Source organism: Rhizobium freirei PRF 81 (assembly GCF_000359745.1).
Classification (GTDB): Bacteria; Pseudomonadota; Alphaproteobacteria; order Rhizobiales; family Rhizobiaceae; genus Rhizobium; species Rhizobium freirei.
In genome coordinates this window covers 61,188-81,887 of sequence record NZ_AQHN01000095.1, presented here as the reverse complement: position 1 = coordinate 81,887, position 20,700 = coordinate 61,188, and the positions used below count along the sequence as shown (strand labels likewise).

Here is a 20,700-nt window from a genome sequence, read left to right as displayed (position 1 = left end):
CTGACCCGGGCGCCTCCCTGCCCGGGCCAGCCGTACATCAGGAGAGACTCAATGTCCGTCACTACCCAACATCTTGGCGTCAGAACCCGGGATTCGGTTCGCAGGCCGCGCCGCCGCCCAGCTTATCCCGGATGGTTCTTCCTGCCGGCGGCGATAATCTACGGTGTGCTTTTCCTCGCCCCGACCTTCGCTTCGCTTTATTTCAGCCTGACGCGTTGGACCTTATTCAACGCGACCTTCATCGGCTTCGACAACTTCGTCCAGTTCTTCCGCGAACCTTTCCTGATCCAGGGGCTGATCAACACCGTCATTTATGCGGCAGTCACATCCGGAGCCAAAGTGGTTCTCGGAATGCTCCTGGCTTTGCTGCTCACGAGCCAGATCTTGGGCCGTGCCTATCTGCGTTCGGTGGTGTTCTTCCCGGTGCTCGTGTCGACGGTCGGTGTCGGCATCACCTTCACGGTATTGATGCATCCCACCCAGGGCATGATCAACGAGGGTTTGGCCCTGCTCGGAATTAAAGGTCCCGGTTGGCTGACCGACCCGACGCTGGCTCTGTTTTCGGTTGCGCTCGTAGACGTCTGGAAAGGACTTGGCCTTGCCACGGTCATCTACATTGCGGGCGTCGTCGCAATACCCAAGGACTACTTCGAAGCCGCGCGTATTGATGGAGCCACAAAGGTCCAGAATTTTTTCTACGTGACATTGCCGCTCTTGCGACCCGCGACCAACACGGTGATCGTTCTCAGTTTCATCGGTGGTTTGCGTACATTCGATCTGATCTGGGCGATGACCAAAGGCGGGCCGGGGTTCGCTTCCGACACCATCGCCTCAGTGATCTACAAGCAGTACCAGGCTGGTTTCTACGGCCTGTCAACCGCGGGCAACGTCGTGCTGTTCATCCTCATCGGAGTTCTTGTCGTGCCGCTAACGATGATGCTGAACCGGCGGGAGGGACATGAATGAGGCTCGTTCGCAAATATGGAGCGAGCGCCATAGCGGCTTCGCTGTCGGCACTCGTCTTCCTGGTGCCGTTTGCCTTTATCGTGCTCATGGCTTTCAAGGATCAGAAGCAATCCTCGCGCATTGATTTCTCCTGGCCCACAGGCAACCATCTTTGGGAGAACATCGTCACGGTCGTGACCACGCGAAACTGGATGCTGGTATCGGCATTCATCAACTCGGCAGTCTTGACGGTCGCGAGCGTAACCCTGATCGTCATTTTCGCAGCCATGGTCGGATTTGTTCTGCAAAGGCGCAAAACCCGATTCAATGGTCTGATCGAATTTCTAATCCTGACGGGATTGATGATCCCGCCTGCCGTCGTTCCGACCATCTGGCTGCTACAGGGTCTCGGCCTTTTCGGAAAGCTCTATGGGCTCGTGCTTATCGAGGTGGCATACGGCCTTCCATTTTCAATACTGCTCTACCGCGCCTTCATCGCCACCATTCCGCGAGAACTCGATGAGGCGGCCATCATCGACGGCGCGCGACCGCTGGATGTGTTCTTCCGAGTGATCTTGCCCCTGCTTTGGCCAGTGACCGTCACTAACATCGTCGTGCAGTCCGTTGGAATCTTTAACGATTTCACCAATCCACTCTATTATCTGCCGGGCAACAAGAACGCGACGGTGCAACTGACGCTCTTCAATTTTCAGAGCCAGTTCAACACTTCATACAACCTGCTCTTCACCAACATTCTGCTGATCACCATCCCGCCGCTGATCGTGTTCCTGTTTTTCAACCGACAGATCGTTGCGGGGATGACGGCCGGCGCAGTCAAAGGATAAAAAATGGCTGGACTAACTCTAAGGGCGCTGCGAAAGACCTATGGTGCTCTCGAGGTCATCAATGGCGTTGATCTTGACATCGAGCATGGCCAGTTTGTCGTTTTCGTCGGCCCCTCAGGCTGCGGAAAATCTACGCTCCTGCGGATGATCGCGGGGCTTGAAGAAATATCGGGTGGCGATCTTTTCATTGGCGAGAAGCACTGCAATGACGTGGAGCCGCGCGACCGCGGCATCGCCATGGTCTTCCAGAGCTATGCCCTTTATCCGCACATGACGGTCTACGACAATGTCGGATTCGGCTTGAAACTCGCAAGGACGCCGACCGCCGAGCGCGATCGCAAGATCCGCGAGGCAGCACGAATACTTCAGATGGAACACCTGTTAAAACGCAAGCCGAGCCAGCTTTCCGGCGGGCAGCGCCAGCGCGTGGCGATCGGTCGCGCGATTGTCCGAAAACCCGAGGTCTTTCTGTTTGACGAACCACTCTCAAACCTTGATGCAGCGCTTCGTGTGGACATGCGCATGGAATTGGCGCGCCTCCATCACGATCTTGGTGCGACGATGATCTATGTGACACATGACCAGGTCGAGGCGATGACGCTCGCCGACAAGATCGTGGTCTTGAATGGTGGAGTGGTCCAACAGGTCGGATCGCCGATTGAGTTGTATCAGCGACCGGCGAACCTTTTTGTGGCAGGCTTCATCGGCTCACCGAAGATGAATTTCATCGATGTCTCCGTCGAAGCTGTGAACCCTGGTGAGGTCGCGGTCTCCGGCATAGATATGACATCGCAAAGGATCAAAGCCGACACGACCGGCCTTCGATCGGGAGAGAAACTGACTCTTGGGATTCGTCCGCATGGATTGACAGCCGGTTCGAGTGGCCCGATCACAGGAAAGATCAGCTTGATCGAGCGCCTAGGCAACGAGACCATCGTCAGTTTAGCCTTGAGGTCCGGCAAACCGTTTCTTGCGGTGCTCGACGGTGACCGCGACCTGCGTATCGGGGGCGATTTCGCCGTTGATTTTGATAGCGAAAATGCGCGGCTTTTTGACGGTTTGGGAGTCGCGCGGTATCCGGCAAACACCACCGGCCCCCAGAACCAGGACCTCAATCTCTAGGAAGTCTGAGGACGAAACGAACGCAGCAATGACACCGTTTGGCGATGTGATTGCCGCCATGGCCAGGAGGTTAAGCATTGTTGCGTTTCTTTTGTAGGCGCCCCGCGGCGGCGTAGACCGACTCGGTTGTTGGTCGCTGCGATGCCCTGACCTGCAATTCGCGGCCCGCAGCGGACAGCTTATAGGCGGACAGCAACCTGCTCCAGGCGAATTGGACGGCAAAGTGTTCGGTTCAATAGTGATGGTGATAGGACGAGGAAATGCTTTCAACGCAGGCTGTGGTGAATATTCTCAGCCTCTCCAAGTAATATGTCATCTTGCTGGTCGACAGCGGTAAGCTCCCCGGCCAAAAAGCTGGCAGACACAGGGGCTTGAAGGCAATGGATGTTGCGACAGACAAGGCCACGCGAGACGCCAAGCGGGCACTGGTACTGGATCGGCTTACAGGGTGAGAAGTTCGGGATTTCGCTAATCCTGAACATGCGCGGGGGACAGTAGGATCACTGCATTTCTTCATCTCCACGTTCATGGCGGAGCTTCTTTCAGATATGGTATGACATTTCATACCTACCGCAACTAATTCATCCTACTTGCGCACACGCCTCTCGGCGGGGTTAGGTACGGGGATGAAACTCTCAATGAGGAAATGCCCTTCGATGCGCCGATCATAATCTGAAAGGGGTTCGGACACAAAGCCTCTCGACCTGGGTAGTGGTGCCCAGTCGGTCCAAAACCGCTCGCGAGTTCCATAAACCCGATTACGCAATTTATCTCCTTATAGTTGTATCCGCAAAGCGCGTTACCTTCGCGCGACTATACGCGCGAAGACTCAATTAATAAATTGAATCTACTAAATAAAATTATGTTCTTCACGAAAATGTGACGTGCAAAATCTCTGCGTGCAGAAAGTTTTTCTTCCCCGCACTGGAGTGATCAACTAAACCTATAGTAGGTACACCGGTGAGCCATGAGCACGAGAGGCTAGCCGGTCGAGCGGCGATGCCGGAGTGATCTTGCGAGTAATGCAATAGTATGGGGCCGACAAGGATGGTGCGGTGTTCGCCAACAGTTCCTCACCAGGCATTCTCGCTGCCGAAATCGCCGACGTCACAAGCGTCGAATATTCTGGCTATCGAAGCGGCTCGACCGCTCAAAGCACCCCGGGCACGGAACCAGCTCAACTTGCAACAACAGCTGAGGCCACCGACGTGCGATTGCGTCGGACAACAATCGAACAAAGAGCTGCCGAATGCCGTCAAACACAAGCGATTCTATCGCCGAAATTTGTCTATGCGGGCGGTGCTCTCTAGCACCTGCGTGACCCGTCTAAACTTCATGGAGTGCGTGTCACAATGTTAGAGGTATTGGCAACTCTGACACTGGAGGTTCCATATGACGGGCTCTCAGGCATTGCGGGCATGGGCTTTGCGCTCGACCAATTTGCTCGCGCGCAGGGATTCCACAGTTTTGCGGAATGGGCGGCAGTACAGTTTCAGAAGGGGCGCTCGATCACAGCCTCGGTCGCGAAGTCCGACGATCTCGATACCTCAATCAACCCTGTCCCCGATCGGGCAAGCGCAGGGTTCGGCTATGAGGTGACGGTGTGGGTCGCAGCGTCCGATGACGACTGAGTGCTGTTTGGTGTCCATCCATTAGGACATTGCGTCGAGCGCGACCATCGACTGGTGCCTGCGGGAAGTACCTACTTCGATATCTCGTCTGCCACCGCGGTGGTTTTCGCCCCATCGAAGATGGACCGCCCGGTCGCCTTTACGTGGATTTTGTCCATTTCAGCCACCGCATCTACCCGGATCTGGAGCATTTTCGCGGCGCGACCCTTCTTTACGTTCGGCGTATGAATTCGCAATAACACATTGCGGTCTTCGAGGACCTGCGCGAGCAGCATGATCTGGGATTGGTGATTGCCGGTAAGCTTGGCGATAGTCGAGACGCTGGGCATATGGCCGGCGGCAGCTTCGACGGCAATTGCCGTCACCATAGCGCACTGGCGCATGCGGGCTGCACCATTGTCATCCGGGAAGCGCGAGCCGAGGATCGCTCGACAGAGATCATCGATGGAATTGCCCGCTGAAGATCTCGAGGCGGCATGAGCCATTGCGGCTTGAGGCGTTGCCTCAATCTCCGGAACCTCCTCAACGCCTCGCTCGTACATCGTCAACGCCGAAATCACGAGCTTGCCGACCAGGATCGGGAGCTTTTCACCGAGAAGGCCGGCAAGAACCTTGATACGGTCGTGACCTTCCTTCGGCACGGTAGCGCGGCACTCGACGAGATCCTCGTCGAGGGTCACTGACCACCATTTCTTCCGGACATCCAGTTTACGAGACCCTGCAGTCATCTCCATTCCATCGGCGCAAGCGTTGCTTGGCGACCGTTGTAGTAGACTTCGGCAGGACGCGCCATTCCATTTTCCGAGCCGCCTGTGGGCGGACCTGGAATTCGGTATCGATCGGGAAGAGGGTGGCAGTCGGAAACTCAGGGCATGGGTTTTGCGGATAGAAGCGTGTTGTTGGGGTGGGGCAGGTCGGCGAAGGCCCAGAGGCCCTTGCGGGCCTGCTGGGCAATGCCTTCCTCGATGAGATAGTGGAGGTAGACGGGACGGCCCTCGCTATCGATGGCAGCGAAAGCAAAGCCCTGGGTGATCATCGTGGCGCCGAGATCGAGCCTCTTTCCATGGACCTCACCTGTGCAGATCACCAGAACAGTGGCCGGCTGCGATTGTCCCGCGGCAATCAAGGCGACGGGCGCGCAGACCGGCTTCAGGTCGCGGACGAAGGCGGCGAGCATGGCCGTGGAGACGGCGCCGCAATCCTGATGTTCGCCCGCCTTGTCGGTGTAGAATGTGCCGCGCAGGCAGGATTGCACACCATAGAGCCGGAAGCGCTGGCCCGCCTGCTGCCAGCTGTCGCCCGTCAGGAAGGTGACGCCGGCCTGCGGAATCGCAAACGTTCGATCGGTGTTGTCGGCCAATGCCGAGGAGGCGAACAAGAGACTCGCGCACGACAAGCGCAGGAAGCGACGCGGATTACGCATAGCCTATTCGCCTTTTGTCCCGCCCTCGACGGGCAGGCAATCCACTCCATCACTGGAGCTGGTGATGCAGCTGACAGTGTAGCCGGCGCCGGAGATCAGATAGGAGCAGACGCTTGTTCCCGCGCCGTCCTTCGTTCCCGGAGCGCTGCAATCGAGCCCGGACTGCATGAGGTTGTAGAGCTTGCCGCCCTTGCCGCAGCCGAACTGACAGGCTTTGAGGATCGAGGACTGCGAAATGACAGCGCAGGTCCCGTTGTAGCAGACCTGCTGGCCGACCATGCCGATGAGACCGAGGCGGTTGGCTTGCGCCCACTGATTGTTCTCATATTTCTGCCAGGCGGCGACCTGGGCGGAGGGACTGGCGAGAAAGTCGGCCGTCGAGCCCGACCAGTAGGATTGCAGGGTACCGCTGTCGCAGAACTGGAAAGCCCCATAGCAGCGGGTGCCGTTGACGGCTGGCGAAGTGCTACCGAAGCTACCTTCGCTCTGCGTCACGTTCGAGGCATATTCGGCGCAGTCGGCGGGCATCCCGGCGGCCATCAGGCTGACGGCTGATTCGCCCGCAAAGGCGAACGAGGCGATGAAGCCGAGAACGAGACCGGTATTGGCGCTGACGTCGCGCCGGCCGGGCCGGAGCCAGCGGAGAATGGAAAGACGAAGGGAGATGTTCATGGGATCGGCGCCACGTCGTAGGAGCCGTCGAGGGGACGGCCGTTCTGGTCGACTTCCTTCGTGGCGAGTTTTTTGTAGTTGAGCGACAGCATGGCCGTGCCGCCGAGCGGGAGCTGCGGATTGGCCATCGTGACGGGTGAGACCCCCGGCTTCTTAAGAACCAGAAGGGCGGTACACATGCCCTGAATGTTGCAGTCGCCGTTGGTCTGGGAGAGCAGCCATTCCCCCGCCGGCGTGGTGATCCGGGCGGTATAGATGGCCGGTGTCTGGCCCGATTGCCGGATGAAGGCGAGATCGTCATCGCTCCAGACGCCGTCGGGATCGTGACGGGCATCCGGCGCCGTCCGCTCCAGCTTAAATGTATAGCCTTGCTGGGCATAGCTTTGCCGGGCGGTGGCGAGGACGGCGGAAACGATTCCTACCGCAACGATGCCGGTGAACAGGAAGCGGTTAGGTCTCATATGAATTACGTCCTAATTCTAAAGAGGCGATTACGGACCCCGCGCAGCAGACCGCTGACGAGATCGGCAAGGGCGAGGATCATCGCACGACCAACACTGAACAGCCGGCGGAGAATTCGAAAGGCGCTCCAGACGAGTATGCCGTGGGCGAGCGCGAAGATCGCAAGGACCATGAGGGTGTAGAATGGCGCCTCGAACGGGTGGCGGATCACGGCTCCGGCCTCCCGCCACATCCAGCTCAATCCCCACGACGCCAGCAGCAGGACAATCACGGCGAGCCAGAGCAGGCCCCAGTATTTCACGCCGTCCGGATCGGGTTTCCGGGCCGGTTCGTGGATGACGATCCTCTGGTCGCGCATATCGGTCACCTCTCACAATAAACTTCACATATATAAAGTTATTTTACTCAATGGTTCAAGTCGAACCAGAAACGTTGCGTGCCTCCGGACGACTGCCGGATATCGAAATAATACGGCTGGCCTCTCACCGGACGCGGCAGCGAGACTGTCTCGGCGCAGCTGTCACCGTTGTGGCCGGAAGAGGAGCCCGATCCGCAACGATTGTCAGTCTTCACGCAAAGATTGGGCTCGCTGCGAGAGCTGTTGTCGCCACCCGACCAGGTGTAGCCAATCGTGTAACCTGCTGGGCAATCGGCATATTTCTCGTATCCAGGCGCCCCGGTACCGGCGCCGGAGCAGATCGGCCAGGAGAAGTGGGGCTCCGCCATCGCCGTGATCAGCTTGACCATCGGCGGCACGCAATAAGGCACGCCATGCCAGGAGGGGTTCGTGGAAGCGGCGCACAGGAGCACCTGGCATCCCCATTCCGCATCGGCGGCCGATGCCGGTGCTGGCGTCGAAAACGTTCCCCCTATCGAAAGAGCGCCGAGAACGGCGGCCCGCCACCCACTTACCATTAGTTGCTCCACAGCAATTTTAAAGATTGATTCAGCCTATTAACTTTGTATATATAAAGTTCTCAACGCAGGCAACATCATGAATCACCGTCTCCTCCCCCTCGCATTCATAGCTTTGGCAATCGCTGCGGCGCCGGCCGCTTCCGCCGACAATGGCGTAATTCCCGGTGTTGCCACCTGCACCGACGGCGCTGTCGCGCCCGAGGCGATCAAGGAGATGATCGCCAAGGAAAGTGAGCGGCAGGGCGTCGATACACGACTGGCGCTGGCGATCTCTGATCAGGAGTCCGGCTTCGGGCGTAACGTCAATTCGCCTTCCGGCGCACGTGGCCCGATGCAGCTCATGCCCGCCACCGCGGTCCGCTATAACGTGGCCGATATATGTGATGCCGCCCAGAACATTCGCGGTGGCATTGCCTATCTAAAGGATCTCAGCGACCACTTCGGCGGCAATATCTTTCTGGCGGTCGCAGCCTACAACGCCGGCGAAGACCGCATCATCCGCTCCGGCGGGGTGCCGGCGATCGCCGAGACGGTCAACTACACAGCACTTGTCGCCAATGCCTATTACGGTTTCGACAATTCGCTGAAGGGCGGCCGCCGTCGCAAGGACGCTGTGGCGCCGGCCGAGGCTGCCGCGGGCGTCGGCCTTCTCGACACCGGCCCCATCGACGCTAGCACCGTCTCCAACCAGCCGATCCCCATCAATCGAAACAAATCAGAACCCTCCGTCCCCAGTTGGATCGGCGGCTCGGTTCTTTATGTCCAATAGCAGGGAATCATTCATGAATACCGTCCGCCGCACCATGAAGATGCTCGTTTCCCCTCGCAGCCGTCTGCTTGCCGTCCACGGTCTGGCAATTGCCGCCATCCTGTTCGGCCAGACCGATATCGCCCTTGCAGCAGGCGATGTCTTCCAGCCAATCCAATCGGTGTTTACGACGCTCCTCAACTTCATGACGGGCACCTTTGCGACGACTGCGGCGACAATCGCCTGCGCGGCAGTTGGCTATCTCGCGCTGACCAGCCGCATTCCGTGGTCCTGGTGTTTCTCGATCATCGTTGGCATTGCCTTTATCTTCGGCGGCTCGCAGCTCGTCTCTTCCATGTCCTCGGGGCTATCGAACTGATGAGCGAGCTGGAAAAGCCTCAGGTCGCACCGCTCGTTATCGCGCTGACGCGTCCGCGGATGATGTGGGGCGTCCCGATCGGTCTCTTCGTCGGCGAGTTGATGGTCGTGGTGATGACCTTCCTCAACACCAAGAACCTAGCAACCTTCCTGCTTTTCCTACCGCTTCACGCGGCGGCCTATGTGATGACCGTTCGCGATCCGCACCTCGCCAATGTCGTCAGGATGCGCTTCGCCAAATGCCCCTGGATCCGGAACCGCCACTTCTGGGGCGGCAATTCCTACCAACCCTGAGGAGAGACGACATGCAGAGCGCCGTCCACAAGGGTCTCCGTTTCGGTGGAGAGATCGCCCGGGAGAAACCGGTTTCGAAGCATGTTCCATATCTCCGCCACGTCGACGAGGAGACCTTGCGCACCAAGGAGGGGATGCTGGTCTCGATCATCCGGTTCGACGGCTTCTGCCATCAGACCGCCGACCAGGCCTTCATCGACAACGAGGCCGCCAATCGCAACACCCTGCTGCGTGCTCTGTCGGACAGCCGGTTTGCGGTCTATTCCCACGTCATCCGTCGGCGCATCCCGCCTGTCATTGACGGGGCCTTCTCCGTCGACTTCTGCAAGACGCTTGACGAACGCTACATGCAGGCGCTGTCGAACACGCGCATGTATTCCAACGAACTTTATCTTACCGTCATCCGTCGTGGTTTCCAGGGTAAGGTCGGCCTTGCCGACAACATGCTGTCCCGGTTCCGTAAGGCGAGCGGCATATCCGGCCGGGCGCTTGATCTCGAGGCGCGGCAGGAATTGCGCGACCACGTCGCCAACATCGTCAAGGGGATGGAAGGGTACGGTGCGCGCCTCCTGAAGGCGACGATGCGCGACGGCAGCGCCTTTTCCGAACCGCTCGAGTTTCTTGGCCAGCTCCTGAACGGTGGCGTGCCGATCAAGATGCTTCTGCCCCGAATGCCGCTCGACGAATATCTGCCGACGCGGCGTATCACATTCGGACGGCGTATGCTGGAAATGCGTGGCAGCAGCGACACGGAAACACGCTTCGGCGCCATGCTCTCCGTTCGCGAATACCCGCCCTATACCGCGGCCGGGATGCTCGACGGGCTGCTGAAGGTTCCGGGCGAGCTCATCGTCAGCCAGAGCTTTGCCCTGCAGGACCGGGCGCCGGTCCTCTCCGAAATGGACAGGATCGAGCGTCAGATCAGCGTTTCCGACGAACGCGGCACCAGCCTCGAAAGCGCGATCTCGATCGCCAAGGACGAGCTGGTCAACGGCCGTGCCGTGATGGGCTACCATCATCTCTCTGTCATGGCGCTCGGCAATTCCATCAAGGAGACCGAAGCTTGCTCGCAAGCCGTCACCAAGGAGCTGCAGAACGCCGGCATGGTGGTGGTGCGCGAGGACCTCAATGCCGAGCCAACTTTCTGGGCGCAGTTGCCGGGGAATTTCAGCTACATCGCCAGGCGGGCGATGATCTCCTCGCGGAACTTCTGCGGCATGGCCTCCTACCACAATTTTGCGCTCGGAAAACCGCGCGGCAATCGCTGGGGGCCGGCGATCTCGCTCCTCCAGACGACGTCGATGACGCCGTACTATTTCAATTTTCACAAGGGCGAGGTCGGCAACTTCATCGTCACCGGACCGACCGGATCCGGCAAGACCGTCGGGCTGCTCTTCCTGCTCTCGCAAGCGATGCGTACCAGCCCGCAGCCGCGCTGCGCCCTGTTCGACAAGGATCGGGGCGGAGAGATCTTCATCCGGGCCTGCGGCGGGCAATACGAGGTGCTCAAGCCTGGCGTTCCCACTGGCTTCAATCCCCTGCAGATCGAGGACACGCCGGAAGGCCGGACCTTCCTCCATGACCTGCTGGCCTATCTCGTGCGCCCTCGCAGCGAAGGCGACAAACTTTCCGCCGAGCAGGAAAAGATCCTGACGATCGCCGTCGAGCAGATCTTCGCAGCGCCCATTCGCGAGCGGCAATTCCACGATGTCATCCATCTCCTGCGCGGCGCGGAAACGGCCGGCCGCGACGATCTCGCTTCACGCTTCGAGGTCTGGTGCGACACGCATGGTTGGCTCTTCGACAATCCTCTCGACCGGTGGGATGCCGATCGCGGCATCTTCGGCTTCGATCTGACCGCGATCCTTGATGATCCGGAGATCCGCACCGCAGCACTCGGCTATATCTTCTTCCGCATCGGCGGGATGCTTGACGGCGTGCGACCGATGATGCTCTTCGTCGACGAAGGCTGGAAGGTGCTTGGCGACGAGAAGGCAGCGAACTTCCTCAATGATCAGCTCAAGACCATCCGTAAGAAGAACGGCATCATCGGCCTTGGAACGCAATCGCCGCGTGACATCACCACGGCGAAGATTTCCCATACGCTGCTGGAGCAGAGCCCGACGAATATCTTCTTCCCCAATCCGAAAGCCGATCGCGACAGCTATATGGGCGCCTTCGGCCTATCGGAAACCGAATTCGACTGGGTGAAGTCGACCTCGTCCACCAGCCGGCAATTCCTCGTAAAGCACGACCATGACAGCGTCATCGCAAGGCTCGATCTCTCGGCACTGCCTGAGTTCATCAAGGTCCTGTCGGGACGCACTGAAACCGTCGCCGAATGCGAACGCCTACGCGAGAAATTCGGCGATGTGCCGGAGGACTGGCTTCCCTATTTCTGCGGCTGGAAGGAGGAATGACCATTCGTCATCCGCTCATCGTCCTCGTCGGCGCGAGCCTTCTGCTCGCCCCAGCTCCATCCTTCGCCGAAGTGCCGGTCAATGATGCGCAGCGGCAAAAGGCCGAGACCAACACCGCCGTCTGCATGCAGCGCGCCCGGACCTTCAAGCAGAGATCGGTCGCGCCGACGCAGAATATTCATGGCAGTGTCACCATCCAGAGTGACACCGGCGGCATTCGATCGGTGAACGGCCAGACGGTGATCGGCAAGCCGCTCAGCGGCACCACGATCGGCGGCAACGACTTCGCGCTATTGCTCGGCGTCGCCAATACGGTCCAGGCGATCAAGACGAAGAATGTCGGGCAGGCGGTTGCCTCGCTTGCAGCGGTTGCCGCGGCGATCTCCGCCAATTCGACATCGCTTACGACCCAGTCCGCCACAATCGGCCAAGCTATGACGATCAAGGGCGCCTTCGAGCAGAATGCCATCACCCGGCTCACCAATGCGCAGGTCTGGAACCAGGCGATCCAAGCGGTCTCGACCGCCAATCAGCTTCGCAACCAGCGGCTGCTCGATCTCACGGCAGCCGCCAGCGCCACCGCCAAGGTCATGACCTACGACCCGTCGAAGGTGACGTTGACCAATCCGGAACATCAGGAAGGGAACCGATAATGCCGTCCTTGCCCATTCGCTGCAGCGCCCCCGCGACATTTCTCTTACTTTCGATCCTTACCGCAGCCCCGCCAGCCTTTGCGGAGGTGCCAGTCATCGACGAGGCGACACTGTCCCAGGCGAAGGAGACTGCCTCGAACACGGCCGAAATCATGAGCAGCAACAGCGATATTCTGCAGACCGTCAACAAGACGCTGGCTGCCGTCACCGGCAATCGCTCGACCGCCGAGATCGCAGGCACAGCGCTCGGTTCGGGCTTCACGATGGGCAATGCGCCGGACTTCTCGTCACTTCTCTCCGGCCAAATGGCCTGGGGCAAACTCGGCTCCTACGGCACGGCCGCCTCGAAGATCCTCAACGGCCTCAACCTCGTGAAGACGCTCTCCGGACAGACGAACAGCGCGAGCTATACCCGCGGCGACAAATCCTACCAGGCGCTAGTCAACACCGCGACCGCGCTGACGGCGGCGATCTCCGGCACGCAGGCCAGCACCGAGCAACGTGTCCAGACGTTTCAGGGGGTCGAAAGCCAGATCGGCACGGCCTCTGACATCAAGGGCTCGATCGACCAAAATTCGCAGGTCCAGACCCAGACAGCGCAAACCGTCAACGAACTGGTCGGAGCGGTCAATGCCGGCAATGCGGCGCTCAATGCCCAACAGATGCAGCAGATCGCCGCTGAAGCCGCCATCGCCGAGTTCATGACCTACGACAGCAGCAAAGTGACCCTCACGGGCAAATAGGAATCCCCATGCGTCGACCCACTCTTGTCCTTGTGCTCGGCGCACTTCTCGCCGCCGCCTCAGGCTGTGCCGGCCACAAGGAGCTGAAAGCTCCCTGTTCAGCGCAAAATACCGCGAGCTTTTTCTCTTCCGCCGCCTATGCAGCCGAGACCCATTGTGGCCCGCTGATCCGCCAGAACGGCGTTACCATGTTCTGAAAGCTCCCCGCCCATGGCCAATGACATATTCGATACCCTGTTCGGCAAGGTCGACAGCATGGGGACCTCGGCGGTGCAAAGCATGTACGAAGCGCTCGCCACCTATCTCGGCCCGATCTTCCTTGCCGCGCTCACCGTCTATGTCATCTGGTGGGGCTACGAGATGCTGTTCGGCCGGGCGCCGATGACGGCCGGCGCTTTCGTCTGGAAGTTCGGCCGCGCCTTCATCGCCTACAGTCTGATCGTCTCCTGGGCGACCTACCAGCCGCTGATCGTGACACCGCTCGTTCAGGCGCCGAACGCGGTTGCCTCCATCGTCTGCGAGGCGGCAGGTGGCGAGGGCTGTGGGACAGGTGGTTCATCGATGGGCCAGAGCCTTTCCGACATCTGGCACGCCGGCATGTCCGGCGCGTCTGCCGTCGCCGCGCAGGGTGGTGTGACCGCCTTCTGGCTGTATTTCATTGCCGGCGCGATCATCATCTTCGTGCTGATCCTTTGCGCCACAGCCGCCGTGATCCTGATCATGGGCAAGATGACCATGTTCATCCTGCTCGGGATCGGTCCGATCGTGCTGTGCTGCGCGCTCTTCAACATCACGTCGGGCGTGGTTGACGGCTGGATCCGGTCGCTTGCAACCTATTCGCTGCTGCCGATCCTCGTCTATACCGTGCTTGGCCTCATGACGACCCTGCTCGGCAATACCGTGACCGCGCTTCAGTCTGGGGAGCCGACGCTCGGAACGGTCACCCCCTTCATCTTTATGTGCATGGCCACGACCCTGATGTTGAAGGAAGTCGTCGGCCTTGCCGCAGCGATTGCGGGCGGCGGCCCGCGTATCGACAGTTCCACCAGCTCCGGCTTGCTCATGATGCGCACCGGCGCCCTTCTCGGCGCGACAGGCGCATGGCGTGGCGGCCGCGCGTTGTGGAGCCAGTTTTCCGGGCCACCCGCAACCGTTTCGGACGGCAGTGCATCGGCCGCTCAGGTCATGTCAGCGGCGGTCAATGCCCGCAAGTGATTTCCAGGAGATTTTGAATGCAAGTTGAAGACAATGCCGCGGCGACGCCGTCATCGGCGCCGCCGGGCATAGACCCCCGCTACTATCAGGAAGGCGAGCGCTGGGAGAAGTCCGTCTATCGTACGATTGCCGCCTCCCGCGCCGTCTGGCGGATGGTGGCGATCACGCTCGGCATCGCACTGCTTGCCATGATCGGGCTGCTCTGGGCGACCCTACCGTTGAAGAGTTTCGACGTTGTTGTCCTCGAGGTCGACAAGACTACCGGCTATGTCGAGGCAAGCCGCCCGCTCTCCGAGGCCGGCGACCTCACCCAGAACGAGGCCGTAACCCGCGCCAACATCGTTCGCTTCATCCGCGCGAGAGAAACCTACGACCCGAAGGGCTTGCGGGATAATTTCGATCTGGCATCCCTCTATTCGACCGGCAAGGCGTCCCAGGATCTCGCCAACACCTATTCCGGTTCCAATCCCGACAATCCCGTCAAAATCTATGGCGCCGACACCACGGTCTCGGTCGCGATCAAGAGCATCATCTTCCTCAACGAAAAGACGGCAGCGGTCCGGTTCTCGACGACCCGCAACGGCCAGGCGGGACCGACAGAGACAAACCATTGGGTTGCCAATGTCCGTTTCAAATACACCTCCGAACCGATGCGCAACGACTGGCGCTTTGATAATCCGCTGGGATTCCAGGTCACCGAATACCGCCGTGACCAGGAAACAGTGACCTCGACGGAGGATCGCCAATGATTGCTAAGAACGGGAAGTTATTTGTCATTGGCACGCTCATGCTTACCCTCAGTTCACCGCTGGCCCTGGCGGAAAGCGTGCCCCAAGCGGTGAGGGCGGATGCACGGATCCGTACGGTTCCCTTCCAGAGGGACAACATCATCTATCTCGCCGGCATGATGGGCGTCTCCACCATGATCGTCTTTAACGATGACGAGAAGATCGCAACGGTCGCCATGGGCGACAGCGTCGCCTGGCAGGCCGTGCCCGACCAGTCGCGGCAGTACCTGTTCATCAAGCCGCTCGAGCCGAACGCCGTCACCAATATGAATGTCGTGACCTCGAAGCGGGTCTATAATTTCATGCTGACGGGTGCGACGCCGGGCAATACCCGCAATGCCGTCATCAAACTGCGCTTCGCCTATCCGGACGACGTGGCCAGCGCAAAACTCCTGGCGGCGGCAAGCGAGAACGCCGCCATGCCGAACATCAAGGCCGCACTCGCCAACCCCACCGGGCTCAATTACGACTATGGTTACAAGGGCGCCGTCGACAATCGCCCGACCGCCATGTTCGACGACGGCAAGAAAACCTTCCTCCAGTTCTCCGGCGAGCTGCCCGCCTTCTTTGCAGTGAAGTCCGATGGCCGCGAAAGCCTCGTGAACTTCCGGCGAGAGGGAGACTATATCGTCATCGACAAGGTCGCCGACCAGTGGACCTTGCGCAACGGCGACGTCGCCACCTGCGTTTTCAATCTCAGAAAATCCACGCATCGACAACCCGTTGTCACCGTCGCCGACAACAATCACGGAGGCGGCAATGGCCATTGATTTCGAGGAAGAGGCAAGAATTACCGAGACCGTGGCGCGGCCTGCCCGTGGCAGGGGCGGGAAACTCGTACCCCTTCTCCTTGGCTCCGCAGCACTCGCCATTCTCGGCTACGCCGCCTATGTCTCCTTTGGCGGCCAGAAGGCACCGGCTTCCACCAACGCGAAGGAAGAGTTCAAGACCGCAAGCCGTTCCGGTCATCTGAACCTTGATCCCAAGGCCGTTCCGGAACCAGAAGACAACAAGCTGGTGATCACGCCGCCGGTTGTCGAGGCGGAGCAGAAGGTCCAGCCGGTGGTCATCGCCGCGCCGCCGGTTGACGATGGTGCAGCCCGCCGGGCAGCCGAAGAGGAGGAGCGCGCGCGAAAGGCTGAAGCGCTGAGGCAGGCCAGGTTGCGCTCGAACATGCTGGTCGTCGACCAGACGCAGCAGAGGAACGCGTCGGATTCGCTTATGGGCGGAGCTTCATCGAACACGACGGCAAATGTCGGGGCGGCGGATGACGATCCGAACCGTAAATTCGTGGCCGCCGTCGGCGCCCAGGACGTCGAGACCGTCAAGGCGACCCGCAACGACCGGATCGATGCGTTGATTCCGCAAGGTACGCTCATCCGCGGTGTCCTTGAGACCGCGATCCAGTCCGATCTTCCCGGCATGGTCCGGGCGGTCATCTCGACCGATGTCTACTCCTTCGACGGCCGCCGCATTCTACTGCCGAAGGGCACGATGCTGACCGGCGAATACAAGAGCGGGATCGCGCGTGGCCAGACCCGGGTTCTGATCGTCTGGACGCGGGCGCTCAGATCTGACGGCACCTCGGTTGCGCTCGGCTCCTATGGCGCGGACGATCTCGGCCGGTCGGGCCTGCCGGGTGTCGTCGACAAGCATTACCTCGAGCGTTTCGGCGCTGCCTCCGTGCTGAGCCTTGTCGGCGGCGTCTCCTCCTTCATCGCCGGCCTCAACACCGATGGCAGCAGCTCGACGACCTCGTCGTCATCCACGGCGTCCAACGCGCAGAGCCAGGCGCAGCAGACCGTCTCCCAGACAATGGCCGAGATGGCGAACATCGCGCTGAAGGACTCGATCAACATTCCGCCAACCATCTATGTCGATCAGGGAACCCAGATCGTCGTCTTCGTGCGCCGCGATCTCGATTTTTCCGCCCTCTATCCCGATCCCGTGAAGGAGGCCGTCAATGAGCTTCGCCGCGCCCAACTCTCCGGCAAGCGGCGCTGACGGCGCCTCGCTCTGGCAATCCCTCCCGATCTTCTTCCGGCAGGTCGCGCAACCCATTCGCTTCCTGCTGGAGGATCCGGCCGTCATCGAGATCATGTGCAATCGTCCCGGCGAAGTCTGGGTCGAGCGCACCGACCAGGCAAGGATGGTCCAGCACGCGGTCGCGGCCCTCGATGAACGTGCAATCCGCGGCTTGGCCCAGATGATCGCCGGCTCCACCCAACAGAGCGTCAACGAGGAAACGCCGCTGCTTTCCGCCGCCATGCCGCACGGCGAACGGTTCCAGGCGGTGCTGGCCCCGGTTGCGGCTGCAGGCGGTGCTTTTGCAATCCGCAAGCAGGTCATCCGCGACATGAGCCTCGACGACTATGTAGCACTCGGCGGCTTCGACAGCGTTCGGGTGTCGGGTCCGGCAAGGATCGAAGGCGATCTTTCGGACCTCGATCGCGAGCTGGTCGAACGCCTGGTCGATCCGTCCCCGGCGGCACGGCGCGACTGGTTCCGCTTCGCCGTCGAAAACCGCGTCACCATGCTGATCTCCGGTGGCACCTCCTCGGGCAAGACCACCTTCTTCAACGGGCTCCTGAAGGACGTCCCGGTCTGGGAACGGCTGATTTCCATCGAGGACACCCGCGAACTGAGACCGCCGCAGCCGAATACGCTGGCGCTGATCGCCTCCAAGGGCGGGCAGGGCAGGGCGAAGACCACTATCCAGGACTGCCTCGAGGCTGCCCTGCGCCTGCGCCCGGATCGCATCTTCATGGGGGAGATCCGCGGGGCGGAAGCGTTCTCGTTCCTGCAGGCGGTCAATACCGGTCATTCCGGCTCCATGTCGACGCTGCATGCCGACAATCCCATCGGCGCTTACGAGCGTCTGGCAATGGCGACGATGCAGGCAGGCCTTGGTCTTTCCAAGTCCGAGCTTCTCGAATTCGTCCGCTTCGTCGCGCCGGTCGTCGTCCAGATCAGCCGCGATCCTGTCACCATGAAGCGCGGCGTCACGGAGATCTATTTCAACAAGTGGCTGGCATCATGAAGCGCTACGAAAAGATCGCCCTGATCGTCGCGGGTCCATTCCTTGCCGCTGCAGTCCTGTTCTTCGCCTGGTCCACCAACTACGCGGCGGCCAGCTTCTTCCTGCTGAAGAGCACGGCGATGTGGAAGAGTTTTACGACCGACGACTTACTTATGCCGGCCAAGCAGGCATGGGTCTATCTGGGAAACCCGAAGGTCCGCAATCTGATCGGCATTGCGGCGATCGCGACGCTGGTCGAGGCGGCCATCGCCACCGGCGGCATCTTGGCTCTGATCTTCCGTCCCTGGGAAGTCCGCCCGCCGGGCGACGGCTCGCGCTTCGCTACGCTGAAGGATCTGGAGAAAAGCGGGCTGACCCAGGGCGAGCCCGGAAAATCCATCCTGCTCGGCACCTTCGGCAATGGTAAGAAAGCGGTCGACATCCGCTATAGCGGCGACAGCCATTTCTTCGTCAACGGTCCTTCGCGCTCCGGCAAGGGCCGTGGCTTCGTGATGACGAACCTGCTCGAATACACGGGCTCAGTTATCGTCCTCGATGTGAAGCTGGAAAACTTCGCCCTGACCGGTGCCGCCCGCCTCGCCATGGGACAGAAATGCTTCGTTTTTGCGCCCGGCTCGCAGAAATCGCACCGCTGGAACCCGTTGGATTTCGTGCGGGACTGGCCGGAGCGGGCAACAGATCTCATCAATCTCGCCACCACGCTTCTGCCGCTCAGCGAAAAGGAGGAGGCCCACTGGAAAACGACGGCGAGGGGCCTGATGGCGGCTCTCCTTGGCTACGTGCTGGAATCCAAAACCATGGAGGGACGGCGGAACCTGCGATCGGTGCTGAGACTATTTTCGACGGGCAAGCCGTTTTCGCAGGTGCTTGAAGCGATCATCGCCGGCGAGCAGGGACTGAACGATTTTATCCTCGCCGGTTTCCGCCAGCATCTGGGCCGAGACGAAGAGCAGCGTCCTTCATTTGAGGGTCATGTCGTCACGGCTCTCGCTCCCTTCAACAATCTTCTCTTGGGCGAGGTCTGCTCCGCGAGTGATTTCGATATCCGCGAGTTGAGACGCAAGCCCTTCTCGTTGTTCATCGCCAGTCCTGTATCGGATTTTGGCACGGTGGAACCGTTGATCCGGCTTCTGATTCAGCAAATCCATGACGTCATGCTGCGCCGGCTGCCGGGACCGGAGGAACCGCACAAGATCCTGATGATGCTCGACGAGTTCTACCAGTTCGAGCGTCTCCCGGAGATCGTCAAGCGGGCGCCGCTGGTCGCGGGCTACGGGCTGACCATTGCGCTTGTTGCCCAGAACATTCCGCAGATCGACGAGCGTTATGGCCAGAAAACCCGCGATGCTCTGATCGGCAATATGGACATCAAGCTGTTCGTCGCCGTCGGCGATGAGACCACCGCCAAGTTCGTATCCGTTAATCTCGGCCGGAAATACGAGGAGCGGGAAGGGTGGGGGCGCAATCGGGGAGTCCTGACCTCGAAGACAGCATCACAGGGGCGTTTTGAACTGGTTCCGCTTATGGATCCCGATGCGGTCCAGCGCCTCGACGACGAGAAGACCATCCTGCAGATTCGTAGCGGCTATGGCGCCATCCTCAACAAGCTGAATTTCTACACCCAGGATCGGTTCATCGCCCGGCGCCGGCAGGTCGAGCCGTATGCCAGGGACTTGTCCATTCCCGAGATCGTGCTGCAGCCGGAATGGCCGTTGTTCGAGGCAAGGCTCAAGGCCGCGGAGTCGGAAAAAACGGAGCAGGTGACGCAGTCCGACACCGTCGGTCCCGACCATGATGCCACCGTTCTGGCGCGGACTCGCGGTGTCTTTTCCGATCCCGCCAACCTCATGCATGCCTATAGACAGGCGATCATGGCTACCGACGATCAGGTGGTCGCCGATCTGCTGTTTCGGCTGCGAACCGCGCCCGAGACGATCGGCCCATTGCATGGTAATCGGAAGCGGCTCGACGCCAAGGGGCGGCAAGCGCGCACAACCGCCCTCGATGCAGTGTGGCCGCTCCGCGACGCAATCATCGCAGCCCGCTGGGCTGCGATCGCCGGACGTCTCGAACGGACTGCGAACGGGGCGGAGCTGTTCTTCTCTCCGGGCACGCCGCTGCCCCCGGTTCCGATCGCCGGGGAAACCGGAGACGACGAGGACAATAGGCTCGACCTCTTCTTCCAGGACGGAAGCGCCGTCCTCACCGAGATCGAAGAGCTGGTGGATGATGACATTGCTGCCGGCCGTGCGGCAGATGCCGGCGCGTTGACGCGCGCCCTTACCAATCTCCGCACCGGCTATGAACAATCGATGAGCGAACCGGAAGAGGTCAACGAATTACGGTTGGCGGATATCGCGACCGCCAGGCAAATCCTCTGAACGGGGTCGGAAGGAGAAAACC

At 60.3% G+C, this 20,700-nt stretch carries 24 protein-coding genes; 18 read left to right on the top strand and 6 right to left on the bottom strand.

Going from position 1 to position 20,700, the window contains the following annotated elements:
• The first annotated feature begins 51 nt into the window (after nt 1-51).
• From RHSP_RS31930 to RHSP_RS31910, 5 genes are all read left to right on the top strand, one after another.
• Nucleotides 52-966: a carbohydrate ABC transporter permease gene (locus RHSP_RS31930; RefSeq protein WP_004129434.1), complete on the top strand. Its 915-nt coding sequence runs from the start codon at nt 52-54 to the stop codon at nt 964-966.
• Nucleotides 963-1,790, top strand: coding sequence for a carbohydrate ABC transporter permease (locus RHSP_RS31925; protein ID WP_004129432.1), 828 nt, complete (start codon nt 963-965; stop codon nt 1,788-1,790). The genes RHSP_RS31930 and RHSP_RS31925 overlap by 4 nt, the downstream gene beginning before the upstream one ends.
• A gap of 3 nt (nt 1,791-1,793) precedes the next feature.
• The gene (locus RHSP_RS31920) at nt 1,794-2,912 is read left to right on the top strand and encodes an ABC transporter ATP-binding protein (RefSeq protein WP_004129430.1); all 1,119 of its coding nucleotides are present in this window, start codon (nt 1,794-1,796) and stop codon (nt 2,910-2,912) included.
• A 1,055-nt stretch (nt 2,913-3,967) separates the two neighbouring features.
• The gene (locus RHSP_RS34220; protein WP_004129428.1) at nt 3,968-4,222 is read left to right on the top strand and encodes a hypothetical protein; all 255 of its coding nucleotides are present in this window, start codon (nt 3,968-3,970) and stop codon (nt 4,220-4,222) included.
• A gap of 42 nt (nt 4,223-4,264) precedes the next feature.
• Nucleotides 4,265-4,543, top strand: coding sequence for a hypothetical protein (locus tag RHSP_RS31910; RefSeq protein WP_004129426.1), 279 nt, complete (start codon nt 4,265-4,267; stop codon nt 4,541-4,543).
• A gap of 71 nt (nt 4,544-4,614) precedes the next feature.
• Here the strand turns inward: RHSP_RS31910 and RHSP_RS31905 are convergent, their stop codons facing one another.
• From RHSP_RS31905 to RHSP_RS31880, 6 genes are all read right to left on the bottom strand, one after another.
• The gene (locus RHSP_RS31905; RefSeq protein ID WP_157385478.1) at nt 4,615-5,271 is read right to left on the bottom strand and encodes a hypothetical protein; all 657 of its coding nucleotides are present in this window, start codon (nt 5,269-5,271) and stop codon (nt 4,615-4,617) included.
• 137 nt (nt 5,272-5,408) lie between these two features.
• A complete protein-coding gene (locus RHSP_RS35005; RefSeq protein ID WP_051074181.1) occupies nt 5,409-5,966 on the bottom strand; it encodes a thermonuclease family protein in 558 nt (185 codons plus the stop codon).
• Nucleotides 5,967-5,969: 3 nt separating this feature from the next.
• Nucleotides 5,970-6,638 carry a hypothetical protein gene (locus RHSP_RS35000; protein WP_037155807.1) on the bottom strand — a complete coding sequence of 223 codons (669 nt, stop codon included), beginning with the start codon at nt 6,636-6,638 and terminating at the stop codon, nt 5,970-5,972.
• Nucleotides 6,635-7,099: a hypothetical protein gene (locus RHSP_RS31890; RefSeq protein ID WP_004129419.1), complete on the bottom strand. Its 465-nt coding sequence runs from the start codon at nt 7,097-7,099 to the stop codon at nt 6,635-6,637. Before RHSP_RS31890 ends, RHSP_RS35000 begins: the two co-directional genes overlap by 4 nt.
• 5 nt (nt 7,100-7,104) lie before the next feature.
• On the bottom strand, nt 7,105-7,458 hold the full coding sequence (locus RHSP_RS31885) for a hypothetical protein (RefSeq protein ID WP_004129417.1): 354 nt from the start codon (nt 7,456-7,458) through the stop codon (nt 7,105-7,107).
• Nucleotides 7,459-7,505: 47 nt separating this feature from the next.
• Nucleotides 7,506-8,015, bottom strand: coding sequence for a hypothetical protein (locus tag RHSP_RS31880; protein ID WP_004129416.1), 510 nt, complete (start codon nt 8,013-8,015; stop codon nt 7,506-7,508).
• Nucleotides 8,016-8,094: 79 nt separating this feature from the next.
• Here RHSP_RS31880 and RHSP_RS31875 point away from each other — a divergent pair, with 79 nt between their 5' ends.
• The 13 genes from RHSP_RS31875 to RHSP_RS31815 are packed head-to-tail and all read left to right on the top strand — an operon-like array spanning nt 8,095 to nt 20,678.
• Nucleotides 8,095-8,787 carry a lytic transglycosylase domain-containing protein gene (locus RHSP_RS31875; RefSeq protein ID WP_004129415.1) on the top strand — a complete coding sequence of 231 codons (693 nt, stop codon included), beginning with the start codon at nt 8,095-8,097 and terminating at the stop codon, nt 8,785-8,787.
• A gap of 13 nt (nt 8,788-8,800) precedes the next feature.
• Nucleotides 8,801-9,145, top strand: a complete 345-nt coding sequence (locus RHSP_RS31870; RefSeq protein WP_004129414.1) for a TrbC/VirB2 family protein — start codon at nt 8,801-8,803, stop codon at nt 9,143-9,145.
• Entirely contained in the window at nt 9,145-9,438 is a 294-nt protein-coding gene (locus RHSP_RS31865) for a VirB3 family type IV secretion system protein (protein WP_004129409.1), read from the top strand. The genes RHSP_RS31870 and RHSP_RS31865 overlap by 1 nt, the downstream gene beginning before the upstream one ends.
• An 11-nt stretch (nt 9,439-9,449) precedes the next feature.
• Nucleotides 9,450-11,858 carry a VirB4 family type IV secretion/conjugal transfer ATPase gene (locus tag RHSP_RS31860; RefSeq protein WP_004129408.1) on the top strand — a complete coding sequence of 803 codons (2,409 nt, stop codon included), beginning with the start codon at nt 9,450-9,452 and terminating at the stop codon, nt 11,856-11,858.
• Nucleotides 11,855-12,511 (top strand): hypothetical protein, encoded by a 657-nt coding sequence (locus tag RHSP_RS31855; RefSeq protein WP_004129407.1) that lies wholly within the window; start codon nt 11,855-11,857, stop codon nt 12,509-12,511. Before RHSP_RS31860 ends, RHSP_RS31855 begins: the two co-directional genes overlap by 4 nt.
• Entirely contained in the window at nt 12,511-13,254 is a 744-nt protein-coding gene (locus RHSP_RS31850) for a type IV secretion system protein (protein WP_004129406.1), read from the top strand. Before RHSP_RS31855 ends, RHSP_RS31850 begins: the two co-directional genes overlap by 1 nt.
• A gap of 8 nt (nt 13,255-13,262) precedes the next feature.
• Nucleotides 13,263-13,451 (top strand): hypothetical protein, encoded by a 189-nt coding sequence (locus RHSP_RS31845; protein ID WP_037155802.1) that lies wholly within the window; start codon nt 13,263-13,265, stop codon nt 13,449-13,451.
• Between the two features lie 13 nt (nt 13,452-13,464).
• Entirely contained in the window at nt 13,465-14,469 is a 1,005-nt protein-coding gene (locus tag RHSP_RS31840; RefSeq protein WP_004129405.1) for a TrbL/VirB6 family protein, read from the top strand.
• Between the two features lie 17 nt (nt 14,470-14,486).
• Nucleotides 14,487-15,218, top strand: coding sequence for a VirB8 family type IV secretion system protein (locus RHSP_RS31835; RefSeq protein ID WP_004129404.1), 732 nt, complete (start codon nt 14,487-14,489; stop codon nt 15,216-15,218).
• Nucleotides 15,219-15,256: 38 nt separating this feature from the next.
• Nucleotides 15,257-16,027, top strand: a complete 771-nt coding sequence (locus RHSP_RS31830; RefSeq protein WP_157385477.1) for a TrbG/VirB9 family P-type conjugative transfer protein — start codon at nt 15,257-15,259, stop codon at nt 16,025-16,027.
• Nucleotides 16,017-17,261 carry a type IV secretion system protein VirB10 gene (virB10, locus tag RHSP_RS31825; protein ID WP_004129402.1) on the top strand — a complete coding sequence of 415 codons (1,245 nt, stop codon included), beginning with the start codon at nt 16,017-16,019 and terminating at the stop codon, nt 17,259-17,261. The genes RHSP_RS31830 and virB10 overlap by 11 nt, the downstream gene beginning before the upstream one ends.
• Nucleotides 17,221-18,297, top strand: coding sequence for a P-type DNA transfer ATPase VirB11 (gene virB11, locus RHSP_RS31820; protein ID WP_081615377.1), 1,077 nt, complete (start codon nt 17,221-17,223; stop codon nt 18,295-18,297). Before virB10 ends, virB11 begins: the two co-directional genes overlap by 41 nt.
• Entirely contained in the window at nt 18,294-20,678 is a 2,385-nt protein-coding gene (locus RHSP_RS31815) for a type IV secretory system conjugative DNA transfer family protein (protein ID WP_004129400.1), read from the top strand. The genes virB11 and RHSP_RS31815 overlap by 4 nt, the downstream gene beginning before the upstream one ends.
• Nucleotides 20,679-20,700: the final 22 nt, after the last annotated feature.

Excerpts from the sequence above, each read along its gene's own strand:
- RHSP_RS31930 (WP_004129434.1), top strand. The coding sequence starts at position 52 with ATGTCCGTCACTACCCAACATCTTGGCGTCAGAACCCGGGATTCGGTT.
- RHSP_RS31925 (WP_004129432.1), top strand. The coding sequence starts at position 963 with ATGAGGCTCGTTCGCAAATATGGAGCGAGCGCCATAGCGGCTTCGCTG.
- RHSP_RS31920 (WP_004129430.1), top strand. The coding sequence starts at position 1,794 with ATGGCTGGACTAACTCTAAGGGCGCTGCGAAAGACCTATGGTGCTCTC.
- RHSP_RS31910 (WP_004129426.1), top strand. The coding sequence starts at position 4,265 with ATGTTAGAGGTATTGGCAACTCTGACACTGGAGGTTCCATATGACGGG.
- RHSP_RS31905 (WP_157385478.1), bottom strand. The coding sequence starts at position 5,271 with ATGACTGCAGGGTCTCGTAAACTGGATGTCCGGAAGAAATGGTGGTCA.
- RHSP_RS35005 (WP_051074181.1), bottom strand. The coding sequence starts at position 5,966 with ATGCGTAATCCGCGTCGCTTCCTGCGCTTGTCGTGCGCGAGTCTCTTG.
- RHSP_RS35000 (WP_037155807.1), bottom strand. The coding sequence starts at position 6,638 with ATGAACATCTCCCTTCGTCTTTCCATTCTCCGCTGGCTCCGGCCCGGC.
- RHSP_RS31890 (WP_004129419.1), bottom strand. The coding sequence starts at position 7,099 with ATGAGACCTAACCGCTTCCTGTTCACCGGCATCGTTGCGGTAGGAATC.
- RHSP_RS31885 (WP_004129417.1), bottom strand. The coding sequence starts at position 7,458 with ATGCGCGACCAGAGGATCGTCATCCACGAACCGGCCCGGAAACCCGAT.
- RHSP_RS31880 (WP_004129416.1), bottom strand. The coding sequence starts at position 8,015 with ATGGTAAGTGGGTGGCGGGCCGCCGTTCTCGGCGCTCTTTCGATAGGG.
- RHSP_RS31875 (WP_004129415.1), top strand. The coding sequence starts at position 8,095 with ATGAATCACCGTCTCCTCCCCCTCGCATTCATAGCTTTGGCAATCGCT.
- RHSP_RS31870 (WP_004129414.1), top strand. The coding sequence starts at position 8,801 with ATGAATACCGTCCGCCGCACCATGAAGATGCTCGTTTCCCCTCGCAGC.
- RHSP_RS31865 (WP_004129409.1), top strand. The coding sequence starts at position 9,145 with ATGAGCGAGCTGGAAAAGCCTCAGGTCGCACCGCTCGTTATCGCGCTG.
- RHSP_RS31860 (WP_004129408.1), top strand. The coding sequence starts at position 9,450 with ATGCAGAGCGCCGTCCACAAGGGTCTCCGTTTCGGTGGAGAGATCGCC.
- RHSP_RS31855 (WP_004129407.1), top strand. The coding sequence starts at position 11,855 with ATGACCATTCGTCATCCGCTCATCGTCCTCGTCGGCGCGAGCCTTCTG.
- RHSP_RS31850 (WP_004129406.1), top strand. The coding sequence starts at position 12,511 with ATGCCGTCCTTGCCCATTCGCTGCAGCGCCCCCGCGACATTTCTCTTA.
- RHSP_RS31845 (WP_037155802.1), top strand. The coding sequence starts at position 13,263 with ATGCGTCGACCCACTCTTGTCCTTGTGCTCGGCGCACTTCTCGCCGCC.
- RHSP_RS31840 (WP_004129405.1), top strand. The coding sequence starts at position 13,465 with ATGGCCAATGACATATTCGATACCCTGTTCGGCAAGGTCGACAGCATG.
- RHSP_RS31835 (WP_004129404.1), top strand. The coding sequence starts at position 14,487 with ATGCAAGTTGAAGACAATGCCGCGGCGACGCCGTCATCGGCGCCGCCG.
- RHSP_RS31830 (WP_157385477.1), top strand. The coding sequence starts at position 15,257 with ATGCTTACCCTCAGTTCACCGCTGGCCCTGGCGGAAAGCGTGCCCCAA.
- virB10 (WP_004129402.1), top strand. The coding sequence starts at position 16,017 with ATGGCCATTGATTTCGAGGAAGAGGCAAGAATTACCGAGACCGTGGCG.
- virB11 (WP_081615377.1), top strand. The coding sequence starts at position 17,221 with ATGAGCTTCGCCGCGCCCAACTCTCCGGCAAGCGGCGCTGACGGCGCC.
- RHSP_RS31815 (WP_004129400.1), top strand. The coding sequence starts at position 18,294 with ATGAAGCGCTACGAAAAGATCGCCCTGATCGTCGCGGGTCCATTCCTT.